This window comes from Enterobacter cloacae complex sp. IR5459, from assembly GCF_049238005.1.
GTDB lineage: Bacteria > Pseudomonadota > Gammaproteobacteria > Enterobacterales > Enterobacteriaceae > Enterobacter > Enterobacter hormaechei_C.
The window spans coordinates 156645-168922 of the sequence record NZ_JBMKIG010000007.1 but is presented as its reverse complement, the minus strand read 5'-3'; the positions used below and the strand labels follow the sequence as shown (position 1 = coordinate 168922).

General features: G+C 58.5%; 8 protein-coding genes. 6 read left to right on the top strand and 2 right to left on the bottom strand.

The annotated features are described in order from the left end of the window. The first annotated feature begins 50 nt into the window (after window positions 1-50). The 4 genes from rpoZ to recG are packed head-to-tail and all read left to right on the top strand — an operon-like array spanning window position 51 to window position 5239. Complete coding sequence (gene rpoZ / locus ACOTX4_RS16050) at window positions 51-326, top strand: DNA-directed RNA polymerase subunit omega (RefSeq protein ID WP_000135058.1); 276 nt, start codon at window positions 51-53, stop codon at window positions 324-326. 19 nt (window positions 327-345) lie between these two features. Beyond that, window positions 346-2460: a bifunctional GTP diphosphokinase/guanosine-3',5'-bis pyrophosphate 3'-pyrophosphohydrolase gene (gene spoT / locus ACOTX4_RS16045; RefSeq protein ID WP_003860921.1), complete on the top strand. Its 2115-nt coding sequence runs from the start codon at window positions 346-348 to the stop codon at window positions 2458-2460. A 4-nt stretch (window positions 2461-2464) separates the two neighbouring features. Continuing rightward, complete coding sequence (trmH, locus tag ACOTX4_RS16040) at window positions 2465-3154, top strand: tRNA (guanosine(18)-2'-O)-methyltransferase TrmH (RefSeq protein WP_003860922.1); 690 nt, start codon at window positions 2465-2467, stop codon at window positions 3152-3154. A 3-nt stretch (window positions 3155-3157) separates the two neighbouring features. After that, window positions 3158-5239: an ATP-dependent DNA helicase RecG gene (recG, locus tag ACOTX4_RS16035; protein ID WP_045332969.1), complete on the top strand. Its 2082-nt coding sequence runs from the start codon at window positions 3158-3160 to the stop codon at window positions 5237-5239. A 3-nt stretch (window positions 5240-5242) separates the two neighbouring features. Here recG and gltS read toward each other — a convergent pair whose 3' ends face one another. Further along, complete coding sequence (gene gltS, locus ACOTX4_RS16030) at window positions 5243-6445, bottom strand: sodium/glutamate symporter (RefSeq protein WP_006812438.1); 1203 nt, start codon at window positions 6443-6445, stop codon at window positions 5243-5245. Window positions 6446-6670: 225 nt separating this feature from the next. Between gltS and xanP the strand changes: the two genes are divergently transcribed. Continuing rightward, window positions 6671-8062, top strand: a complete 1392-nt coding sequence (gene xanP / locus ACOTX4_RS16025; RefSeq protein WP_003860925.1) for a xanthine/proton symporter XanP — start codon at window positions 6671-6673, stop codon at window positions 8060-8062. A 118-nt stretch (window positions 8063-8180) separates the two neighbouring features. After that, entirely contained in the window at window positions 8181-9875 is a 1695-nt protein-coding gene (locus tag ACOTX4_RS16020; protein WP_045332970.1) for an AsmA family protein, read from the top strand. An 84-nt stretch (window positions 9876-9959) separates the two neighbouring features. On the opposite strand, the gene yicI is transcribed toward ACOTX4_RS16020, so the two are convergent. Beyond that, window positions 9960-12278, bottom strand: a complete 2319-nt coding sequence (gene yicI / locus ACOTX4_RS16015) for an alpha-xylosidase (protein WP_063937969.1) — start codon at window positions 12276-12278, stop codon at window positions 9960-9962.

Genomic DNA, 12278 nt, shown 5'->3' with positions numbered 1-12278 from the left:
ACTTTCAGTATCATGCCCAGTCATTTCTTCACCTGTGGAGCATTTTAAGTATGGCACGCGTAACTGTTCAGGACGCTGTAGAGAAAATTGGTAACCGTTTTGACCTGGTGCTGGTCGCCGCGCGTCGCGCTCGTCAGATGCAGGTAGGCGGTAAAGATCCGCTGGTACCGGAAGAAAACGATAAAACCACCGTTATTGCACTTCGCGAAATCGAAGAAGGTCTGATCAACAACCAGATCCTCGACGTGCGTGAGCGCCAGGAGCAGCAAGAGCAGGAAGCCGCTGAATTACAAGCTGTTACCGCTATTGCTGAAGGTCGTCGTTAATTAAACCTGCGGGTCGCCCTTGTATCTGTTTGAAAGCCTGAATCAACTGATTCAAACCTACCTGCCTGAAGACCAGATTAAGCGTCTTCAGCAGGCGTATCTCGTTGCACGTGACGCTCACGAGGGCCAGACACGTTCAAGCGGTGAACCCTATATCACGCACCCGGTAGCGGTGGCCTGTATTCTGGCCGAGATGAAACTCGACTACGAAACGCTGATGGCCGCCCTGCTGCATGACGTGATTGAAGATACCCCTGCCACCTACCAGGACATGGAACAGCTGTTTGGCAAAAGCGTTGCCGAGCTGGTGGAAGGGGTCTCTAAGCTTGATAAGCTGAAATTCCGCGACAAGAAAGAGGCGCAGGCCGAAAACTTTCGCAAGATGATCATGGCGATGGTGCAGGATATCCGCGTCATCCTCATCAAACTCGCTGACCGCACCCACAATATGCGCACGCTGGGCTCACTTCGCCCGGATAAACGTCGCCGCATCGCCCGTGAAACCCTCGAAATCTACAGTCCGCTGGCGCACCGTTTAGGTATTCATCACATTAAAACCGAGCTGGAAGAGCTGGGTTTTGAGGCGTTGTACCCGAACCGCTATCGCGTGATTAAAGAGGTGGTGAAAGCCGCTCGCGGTAACCGTAAAGAGATGATTCAAAAGATCCTCTCTGAAATCGAAGGGCGTTTGCAGGAAGCGGGCATTCCGTGCCGCGTGAGCGGTCGCGAAAAGCATTTGTACTCTATCTACTGCAAAATGGTGCTCAAAGAGCAGCGTTTTCACTCGATCATGGATATCTACGCATTCCGCGTGATCGTCCACGACTCGGACACCTGCTACCGCGTGCTGGGGCAGATGCATAGCCTGTACAAGCCACGCCCGGGGCGCGTCAAAGATTACATCGCCATTCCAAAAGCGAACGGATACCAGTCTTTGCACACCTCGATGATTGGCCCGCACGGCGTTCCGGTTGAGGTGCAAATTCGTACCGAAGACATGGATCAGATGGCGGAAATGGGTGTCGCGGCACACTGGGCCTATAAAGAGCACGGTGGTGAAAGCAGCACCACCGCGCAAATCCGCGCCCAGCGCTGGATGCAGAGCCTGCTGGAGCTGCAACAGAGCGCAGGTAGCTCGTTTGAATTTATCGAGAGCGTTAAATCCGATCTCTTCCCGGATGAGATTTACGTTTTCACGCCGGAAGGGCGCATTGTCGAACTGCCTGCGGGCGCGACACCGGTCGACTTCGCTTACGCCGTGCATACCGATATCGGCCATGCCTGCGTAGGTGCCCGCGTCGACAGGCAGCCTTATCCGCTGTCGCAGCCGCTCTTCAGCGGACAGACGGTGGAGATCATTACCGCGCCGGGGGCACGTCCTAACGCCGCCTGGCTGAACTTTGTCGTGAGCTCAAAAGCGCGCGCAAAAATCCGCCAGCTGCTGAAAAACCTCAAGCGCGACGACTCCGTTAGCCTGGGGCGTCGTCTGCTCAATCACGCGCTGGGTGGCAGCCGCAAACTGGCAGAGATCCCGCCAGAAAACATTCAGCATGAGCTGGAGCGTATGAAGCTCGCCTCGCTGGATGACCTGCTGGCAGAGATTGGTCTCGGCAACGCCATGAGCGTGGTCGTGGCGAAGAACCTGCAACAAGGTGAAACGACAGCCGTTCCTGCCACCACGCAAAATCATGGTCACCTGCCGATCAAAGGCGCTGACGGTGTGCTCATCACCTTCGCCAAATGCTGCCGTCCTATCCCGGGCGACCCGATTATTGCGCACGTCAGCCCGGGTAAAGGGCTGGTGATCCACCACGAATCCTGCCGTAACATCCGTGGCTATCAGAAAGAGCCTGAGAAGTTCATGGCGGTCGAGTGGGATAAAGAGACGGCGCAGGAATTTATCACTGAAATCAAGGTGGATATGTTCAACCACCAGGGTGCACTGGCGAACCTGACGGCAGCGATTAACACGGCCTCGTCCAACATTCAAAGCCTGAATACGGAAGAAAAAGATGGCCGCGTTTACAGCGCCTTTATTCGCCTGACCGCCCGTGACCGCGTGCATCTGGCCAATATTATGCGCAAGATCCGCGTGATGCCGGATGTCATTAAAGTCACCCGTAACCGAAACTAGCATTATGAATTCAAAACGTTACGAGCGAATCTGCGAAATGCTCGCCAGGCGTCAGCCTGATCTGACGGTCTGCATGGAGCAGGTCCATAAACCTCATAACGTCTCTGCTATCGTCCGCACCGCAGATGCCGTCGGCGTGCATGAAGTCCACGCCGTCTGGCCAGGCGCACGTATGCGTACCATGGCCTCCACCGCCGCAGGCAGCAACAGCTGGGTATCCGTGAAAACTCACCAGACTATTGGTGAAGCGGTCTCGCACCTGAAAGGGCGTGGCATGCAGGTTCTGGCAACCAACCTCTCTGCTAAAGCCGTGGATTTCCGTGAGATCGACTACACCCGTCCGACCTGTATTTTAATGGGCCAGGAGAAAACGGGGATCACGCAGGAAGCACTGGATTTGGCCGATCGGGACATCATCATTCCGATGATTGGCATGGTCCAGTCACTCAACGTGTCGGTCGCCTCAGCGCTGATCCTGTATGAAGCGCAGCGCCAGCGTCAGAATGCCGGAATGTACGAGCGCAGCAACAGTATGCTGCCGGAAGAGGAGCAGCAGCGCCTGCTGTTTGAAGGTGGCTATCCGGTTCTGGCTCGCGTTGCGAAGCAGAAGAAATTGCCTTACCCCCACGTCAACGCGCAGGGCGAAATTGAAGCCGATGCCGAGTGGTGGTCCACCATGCAGTACGCAGGGTAAATCATGAAAGGCCGCCTGCTGGACGCCATACCGCTCAACAGCCTGACGGGCGTGGGCGCGGCACAAAGCAGTAAACTGGCGAAGATTGGCCTGCACACCGTGCAGGATCTCCTGCTCCACCTCCCCCTGCGTTACGAAGACCGTACTCAGCTTTATAAAATTGGCGATCTGCTGCCCGCTATTTACGCCACCGTTGAAGGGGAAGTGCTGAACTGCAACATCACCTTTGGCGGACGCAGGATGATGACCTGCCAGATCAGCGACGGCACCGGTATTCTTACCCTGCGCTTTTTCAACTTCAATGCGGCAATGAAAAACAGCCTTGCCACTGGACGACGCGTACTTGCGTACGGTGAAGCCAAACGGGGCAAATACGGCGCGGAGATGATCCACCCGGAATACCGCGTGCAGGGCGATCTCAGCTCACCTGAGCTACAGGAGACGCTCACGCCGGTCTATCCAACCACTGAAGGCATTAAGCAGGCTACGCTGCGCAAGCTCACCGACCAGGCGCTGGAGCTGCTCGATACCTGCGCCATTAACGAGCTGCTGCCGCCGGAGCTGGCGCAGGGCATGATGAGCCTGCCAGAGGCGTTGCGCACCCTGCACCGCCCACCGCCAACGCTTCAGCTTGTTGATTTAGAGAGCGGTAAACACCCCGCCCAACGGCGTCTTATCCTTGAGGAATTACTGGCTCACAACCTGAGCATGCTGGCCCTGCGCGCAGGTGCGCAGCGTTTCCACGCGCAGCCATTAAGCCAGCGTGATGAGCTCAAAGATAAGCTGCTGGCCTCACTGCCATTTAAACCCACCGGCGCCCAGGAGCGCGTTACTGCCGAGATCGAACGCGATATGGCGCTGGATGTGCCGATGATGCGCCTGGTGCAGGGCGATGTGGGTTCCGGTAAAACGCTGGTCGCCGCGCTGGCCGCTTTGCGCGCTATCGCCCACGGCAAGCAGGTGGCGCTGATGGCACCGACGGAACTGCTGGCCGAGCAGCACGCCAACAATTTCCGTAACTGGTTTGCCCCGCTGGGAATTGAAGTGGGCTGGCTGGCCGGGAAGCAGAAGGGCAAAGCGCGCCTTGCGCAGCAGGAGGCGATAGCCAGCGGGCAGGTGCAGATGATTGTCGGCACGCACGCCATTTTCCAGGAACAGGTGCAGTTTAACGGCCTGGCGCTGGTGATTATCGACGAACAGCACCGCTTTGGTGTTCATCAGCGTCTGGCGCTGTGGGAGAAAGGTCTGCAACAGGGCTTCCACCCGCATCAGCTGATCATGACCGCCACGCCGATTCCGCGCACCCTGGCGATGACGGCCTATGCCGATCTGGATACCTCCACCATCGACGAACTCCCCCCGGGTCGTACGCCGGTGACAACGGTCGCCATTCCGGACACGCGCCGCAGCGACATCATTGACCGCGTGCGCAACGCCTGCACCCACGAAGGACGTCAGGCTTACTGGGTCTGTACCCTGATTGAAGAGTCTGAGCTGCTGGAAGCGCAGGCTGCCGAAGCCACATGGGAAGAGTTAAAGCTCGCCCTGCCGGAGCTGAACGTCGGTCTGGTTCATGGGCGCATGAAGCCTGCCGAAAAGCAGGCGGTGATGCAGTCGTTCAAACAGGGTGAACTGCATTTACTCGTTGCGACCACGGTTATCGAAGTGGGCGTGGACGTGCCGAACTCCAGCCTGATGATTATTGAGAACCCGGAGCGCCTGGGCCTGGCGCAGCTCCACCAGCTACGAGGCCGCGTGGGCCGTGGCGCGATCGCCTCTCACTGCGTGCTGCTCTACAAAGCCCCGCTGTCGAAAACCGCGCAGATGCGTTTGCAGGTATTACGCGACAGCAATGACGGCTTCGTCATTGCGCAAAAAGATCTGGAGATCCGCGGCCCGGGTGAACTGCTGGGCACGCGTCAGACGGGTAACGCCGAATTTAAAGTGGCGGATTTGTTGCGCGATCAGGCCATGATCCCCGAAGTACAACGCCTTGCGCGTCATATTCATGAACGCTACCCCGAACAGGCGGCAGCGTTAATTGAACGCTGGATGCCGGAAACCGAGCGGTATTCCAACGCCTGACGATCAGCCAAACATCGGCAGCATCAGGTAGAGCTTAATGACCAGCGCGTTGACGATATCAATGAAGAATGCCCCCACCATCGGCACCACCAGAAACGCCATGTGCGACGGACCGAACCGTTCAGTGATCGCCTGCATGTTTGCGATGGCCGTTGGCGTTGCCCCCAGTCCAAACCCACAGTGACCCGCTGCCAGTACCGCCGCATCATAGTTTTTGCCCATCATGCGCCAGGTAACAAAGATGGCATACAGCGCCATAAACACGGCCTGTACCGCCAGGATCGCCACCATCGGCAGCGCCAGCGAGGCCAGTTCCCACAGCTTGAGGCTCATCAGCGCCATCGCCAGGAACAGCGACAGGCTGACGTTCCCCAGCACGGACACTGCGCGCTCAAAGACGCGGTAGAAGCCCATCTGCGCCAGACCGTTGCTCAGGATCACCCCGATAAACAGCACGCAGACAAAGGTTGGCAGTTCGAAAGCCGTTCCCGCCAGCCATTGCGCAACGATTTTGCCCACGGTGAGGCAGATAGCAATCATGGCGATGGTTTCAATCATCACCAGCGAGGTGATACTACGGCCAACGTCCGGTTTTTCAAATGCGGTCGGCACCATTTCATCGTCTGGCCTGCCTTCCGGCGTGGTGGAGTGTTTCACCAGATAGCGCGCCACCGGGCCGCCAATCAGCCCGCCAAGCACCAGGCCAAAGGTCGCGCAGGCCATCGCCACTTCCGTTGCGTTTTCAAAGCCATAGCGTTCGATGAACAGCTTGCTCCACGCCGCGCCAGTTCCGTGGCCACCTGACAGGGTAATCGACCCCGCCAGCAGACCCATCAGCGGATCCAGCCCCAGCAATGACGCCATACCGATGCCGATGGCGTTTTGCATCAGAAGCAGGCCCACCACAACAATCAGAAACACGCCCAGCACCTTGCCACCCGAACGCAGGCTTGCGAGGTTAGCGTTCAGGCCGATAGTGGCAAAGAAGGCCAGCATCAACGGATCTTTCAGGGACATATCAAAATCGATTTCCCAGCCCATGCTTTTTTTCAGTACCAGCAGGGCCAGCGCCACCAGCAAACCACCGGCGACGGGTTCAGGAATGGTGTACTTTTTCAGAAAGGAAACACTGTGTACCAGCTTGCGACCAAGCAGAAGAACCAGCGTTGCGGCAACAAGGGTCGACAACGTATCGAGATGAATCATAAAAGGCTCCTGTTATGCGCGTATTCCATACACACGCGGCGTTATCCTGGGCCGGGTGATGCTCGTCATGAGCCGCCGGCGCGAAAAGTGTAATTTTTTTTTGCTGTTCGTTGTAGAAAAGCTGCTCACACCGGCAGATTTTCTCTCTTTTTTTTGCTGGCAATCGTTTGCTTTTACCAGGTGGTCAGCTAAAATGCCCGCTTTTCCACCGTGGGATTGCCGCCGATGTCTGTTAACACTCTGGAGTCTGCTGATGCGCAACCGATTGCGCAGAAGCAAAACAGCGAACTGATTTACCGCCTTGAAGATCGTCCCCCGCTGCCACAAACCCTGTTTGCCGCCTGCCAGCACCTGCTGGCGATGTTCGTTGCGGTCATCACGCCGGCTCTGCTGATTTGCCAGGCGCTAGGGTTACCGGCGCAGGATACGCAACACATCATCAGTATGTCTCTGTTCGCTTCCGGCGTGGCCTCCATCATTCAAATTAAAGCCTGGGGTCCGGTGGGTTCAGGTTTGCTGTCGATTCAGGGCACCAGCTTTAACTTTGTGGCTCCGCTGATCATGGGCGGTACGGCACTGAAAACCGGCGGCGCAGATGTCCCGACGATGATGGCGGCGCTTTTCGGCACCCTGATGCTGGCAAGCTGCACAGAGATGTTCATCTCCCGCGTTCTGCACCTGGCGCGCCGGGTGATTACCCCGCTGGTCTCCGGCGTGGTGGTGATGATTATCGGCCTGTCGCTGATTCAGGTGGGTCTGACCTCCATCGGGGGCGGCTACGCGGCAATGAGCGACCATACCTTCGGCGCGCCGAAAAACCTGCTGCTGGCAGGCGTGGTGCTGGCGATCATTATTCTGCTTAACCGTCAGCGTAACCCGTACCTGCGCGTGGCATCGCTGGTGATCGCCATGGCGGCCGGTTACCTGCTGGCGTGGGCGCTGGGTATGCTCCCGGAGAACACCACCCCAACCAACAGCGCGTTGATTACCGTGCCAACGCCGCTCTACTATGGCCTGGGCATTGACTGGAGTCTGCTCCTGCCGCTGATGCTGGTCTTTATGATTACCTCGCTGGAAACCATTGGCGATATCACCGCCACCTCCGACGTGTCCGAGCAGCCGGTCTCCGGCCCGCTGTACATGAAACGTCTTAAAGGCGGCGTGCTGGCGAACGGACTGAACTCGTTTGTCTCGGCGGTGTTCAACACCTTCCCGAACTCCTGCTTCGGCCAGAACAACGGCGTGATCCAGCTGACCGGCGTGGCCAGCCGCTACGTGGGCTTCGTGGTGGCGCTGATGCTGGTGGTCCTCGGCCTGTTCCCGGCGGTAAGCGGATTTGTACAGCACATTCCCGAGCCGGTGCTGGGCGGCGCGACGCTGGTCATGTTCGGTACCATCGCGGCCTCCGGCGTGCGTATCGTCTCCCGCGAGCCGCTGAACCGCCGCGCAATCATGATTATTGCGCTGTCTCTCGCCGTAGGGCTTGGCGTCTCCCAGCAGCCGATGATTTTGCAGTTTGCCCCGGACTGGGTGAAAAACCTGCTCTCTTCCGGCATCGCCGCGGGCGGTATTACCGCTATCGTGCTGAATCTCATTTTCCCGCCTGAAAAGAACTGATCCCCACACGGCAGGCTGTCAATGCCTGCCGTGACATCTCTTTACACCATTCCCGCCTTGAGCATTGCGCATAAATCGTGCATAACACCCTTATGTGCGTTTCGCGGGAAGGAAGACCATGAAATTTATTGGAAAGCTGCTTATCTATCTTCTGGTAGCCCTGCTCATTGTAGTGCTCGCCTTTTATTTTCTGCTCCAGACCCGCTGGGGCGCATCGCAGGTCAGCAGCTGGATCACGGTGAATACCGATTACGAGCTCAACTTTGACCTGATGGATCACCGCTTTTCATCCCCTTCTCACATCCTTCTGGAAAACGTTACCTTCGGACGAGATGGCAAACCGGCCACGCTGGTCGCTAAAAAAGTGGATATTGGCTTAAGCAGCCGCCAGATCACCGACCCGCTGCATATGGATGCCATCACCCTGTTCGATGGCACGCTGAATTTATCGCCGCAGACGGCGCCGCTGCCGTTCCAGGCCGACCGTCTGCAACTGAATAACATGGCCTTTAACAGCCCGAATACGGAGTGGGATCTCAGTGCGCAAAAGGTGACCGGCGGCGTCAGCCCGTGGCAGCCCGAGGCGGGGAACGTACTGGGGAAAAATGCGCAAATCCAGATGAGCGCCGGGTCGCTCACCCTCAACGGCATACCGGCCAACAACGTGCTGATTCAGGGACAACTCAACGGCAAAGAGGTGGCGCTGAATACCATCGGTGCCGATATGGCGCGCGGCTCGCTTACGGGCTCGGCTCTGCGTAATGCCGACGGTGGCTGGGTTATCAACACCCTGCGTCTGAATGAGATCCGCCTGCAAAGCGACAAATCGCTGCTGGATTTCTTCGCCCCTCTCTCCACCCTGCCTTCGTTACAGATTGGGCGGCTGGAAGTGACCGATGCCCGTCTACAGGGGCCAGACTGGGCGGTAACCGACCTCGATCTCAGCCTGCGTAACCTCACCCTGAGTAAAGGTGACTGGCAAAGCCAGGAGGGACGGTTATCCATGAACGCCAGCGAATTTATCTACGGCTCGCTGCATCTGTTTGACCCTATCCTGAACGCGGAATTCTCCCCGCAGGGCATTGCGCTGCGTCAGTTCACCTCCCGCTGGGAAGGGGGCATGGTGCGCACCTCCGGCAACTGGCTGCGCGAGGGTCAGGCGCTGGTGCTGGACGACGTTGCGATTGCCGGGCTGGAATATACGCTTCCGGAAAACTGGAAAACGCTGTGGATGGACCCGCTCCCGGCATGGCTGAACAGCGTGACGCTGAAAAAATTCGGCCTGAGCCGCAACCTGGTGATCGACATCGATCCGGCGTTCCCGTGGCAGATCACCTCCCTCGACGGTTATGGCGCTAATTTGCGGCTGGCGCAGGATCACAAGTGGGGCGTGTGGGGCGGTAACGCAACCCTCAACGGGGCGGCAGCGACCTTTAACCGCGTCGACGTGCGTCGCCCGTCGCTGGCGCTGAATGCCAACGCCGCAACGGTAAATATTACCGACCTGAGCGCCTTTACCGAGAAAGGGATCCTGGAAGCGACCGCCACCGTGTCACAGCTGCCACAGCGACAAACCACCGTGAGCCTGAACGGGCGCGGTGTACCACTCAACGTTTTGCAGCAGTGGGGCTGGCCAGTGCTGCCGATTGCGGGCGACGGCAATATTCAGCTCACCGCCAGCGGAAGCGTGCAGGCGAATGCGCCGCTGAAGCCGACGGTGAACGGGAAGCTGAGCGCGGTGAATATGGATAAACAGCAGGTGCAACAGACGATGACGGGTGGTGTGGTGTCGACGGTGGCTCCGGCACAGTAAATAGCCGGGTGGCGGCTTCGCCTTACCCGGCCTACGATCTCATGTAGGCCCGGTAAGCGAAGCGCCACCGGGCATTTTTACGGCTCAGAGGTGCACCACCACCTCATCCCCCTCCGCTTTCACCACCACACCCCACTCGCTGCCCGCATGTGAACCGCCTTTTACGCCGCCGACCTTCTGCACGTTGCGCAAGCACACCGACCAGTTTTGCGCATCTCCCGTGCCGGTAAAGGTCACGACGTCGCCCTGACGTGACGCCTTCAGCGTAAACAACACGGAACCGTCCGCCGCAGGCACTTCACTCACCGCCGTTGCGCCATCGCTCAGGTTGAAAAGCTGGAAGGCCGTCCCCTCGTGCCACGCATAGTCCGGCTTCTGGTTATTATTGCCGAGCGCCAGCAGCGTGTTGTCGCGCACATAGACCGGCAGGCTCATGAAATCGTGCTGCTGCTTATGCCAGCGGCTACCCTCGATTTCGTCGTTGTGCCACAGGTGCGTCCAGCGCCCTTCCGGCAGGTAAAACTGCACATCGCCCGCCTCGGAGAACACCGGCGCCACCATCATTGAATCCCCCAGCATGTACTGACGGTCAAGATAGTCACACGCCGGATCGTCCGGGAACTCCAGCATCATCGCCCGCAGCATCGGCGTGCCGAACTCACGCGCCAGAGCCGCCTGACGATACAGGTACGGCATCAGCTGGCATTTCAGCTGCGTGAAGTGGCGCACCACATCGCAGGACTCGTCATCGTACGCCCACGGCACGCGGTAGGATTTGCTGCCGTGCAGGCGGCTGTGGCTGGAGAACAGCCCGAACGCGCACCAGCGTTTGTAGACGTGCGCCGGAGCGGTGTTTTCGAACCCGCCGATATCGTGGCTCCAGAACCCGAAGCCGGACAGGCCAATCGACAGCCCGCCGCGCAGGCTTTCGGCCATCGATTCATAGTTGGCGTAGCAGTCGCCGCCCCAGTGTACCGGGAACTGTTGCGCACCCACGGACGCGGAGCGGGCAAACAGCACCGCCTCTTCTTCTCCCACCGTCTCTTTCAGCACGTTCCACACCAGCTCGTTATAGATGTAGGCGTAATGGTTGTGCATCTTCTGCGGATCGGATCCGTCGAACCACTGCACGTCCGTCGGGATACGCTCGCCGAAATCGGTCTTGAAGCAGTCGACGCCGATCTCCACCAGGCCTTTCAGTTTGTCCGCATACCACCTGCACGCGTCCGGGTTGGTGAAGTCGTAGATCGCCAGCCCCGGCTGCCATTTGTCCCACTGCCACAGGGAGCCGTCCGGGCGCTTCAGCAGGTAGCCCTTCTCTTTCAGCTCGCGGAAAATCGGGGATTTCTGGCCGATGTACGGGTTGATCCACACGCAGACCTTCAGCCCTTTCTCTTTCAGGCGGCGGATCATCCCTTCCGGATCGGGGAAGGTCACCGGGTCCCACTCGAAATCGCACCACTGGAAGGCCTTCATCCAGAAGCAGTCGAAGTGGAACACGTGCAGCGGCAGGTCGCGCTCGGCCATGCCGTCGATAAAGCTGTTTACCGTGGCTTCGTCGTAGTTGGTGGTGAACGAGGTGGTCAGCCACAGGCCGAACGACCACGCAGGCGGCAGCGCCGGACGGCCAGTGAAGCGGGTATAGCGGTTCAGCACTTCTTTCGGCGTCGGGCCGTCGATCACGAAGTACTCCAGATACTCCCCTTCCACGCTGAACTGCACTTTGGAGACTTTTTCAGAGCCGACTTCAAACGAGACGTTTTCCGGATGATTCACCAGCACGCCGTAGCCGCGGTTGGTCAGGTAGAACGGGATATTTTTGTAGGACTGCTCGGTGCTGGTGCCCCCGTCGCGGTTCCAGGTTTCGACCGTCTGACCGTTGCGCACCAGGGCGGTGAAGCGCTCGCCCAGGCCGTAGACCGTTTCCCCCACGCCCAGATCCAGACGTTCAAACACATAGTTGCGATCGGTATTGCTGTCCTGTACGTAGCCGTTGTTTTTCAGCTGGCTGCCGGTAATGCGCTGGCCGTTGCGCAGGAAATCCAGCGCCCAGAACTCGCCTTTGGTAACGCGCACGCTGACGCTGCCGCTTTTCAGCTCGGCAAATTCGGCGTTGTTTTCAATCTCAACTTTTGCATCCTTCAGAACGTTCAGCGGATAGTGCGGGCCGTTGTTCAGCGTGCCCTGGAAGTGCTCGATGCGCACCCCCACAATCCCTTCCTGCGGAGCAAACAGGCGCACCGTGAACATCAACGTGTCGAGCTGCCAGGTGCGTTCGCGCACGTCACGCGGCGCCACATACACCATCAGGTCATTGCCCTGCTGCTCCACGTCGAATACCTGCACCGGACAGGTCACGTTCAGGCCCGGTTGAATAAGCCAGTTTCCATCACTGATTTTCAT

Excerpts from the sequence above, each read along its gene's own strand:
- yicI (WP_063937969.1), bottom strand. The coding sequence starts at position 12,278 with ATGAAAATCAGTGATGGAAACTGGCTTATTCAACCGGGCCTGAACGTG.
- rpoZ (WP_000135058.1), top strand. The coding sequence starts at position 51 with ATGGCACGCGTAACTGTTCAGGACGCTGTAGAGAAAATTGGTAACCGT.
- gltS (WP_006812438.1), bottom strand. The coding sequence starts at position 6,445 with ATGATTCATCTCGATACGTTGTCGACCCTTGTTGCCGCAACGCTGGTT.
- ACOTX4_RS16020 (WP_045332970.1), top strand. The coding sequence starts at position 8,181 with ATGAAATTTATTGGAAAGCTGCTTATCTATCTTCTGGTAGCCCTGCTC.
- recG (WP_045332969.1), top strand. The coding sequence starts at position 3,158 with ATGAAAGGCCGCCTGCTGGACGCCATACCGCTCAACAGCCTGACGGGC.
- xanP (WP_003860925.1), top strand. The coding sequence starts at position 6,671 with ATGTCTGTTAACACTCTGGAGTCTGCTGATGCGCAACCGATTGCGCAG.
- trmH (WP_003860922.1), top strand. The coding sequence starts at position 2,465 with ATGAATTCAAAACGTTACGAGCGAATCTGCGAAATGCTCGCCAGGCGT.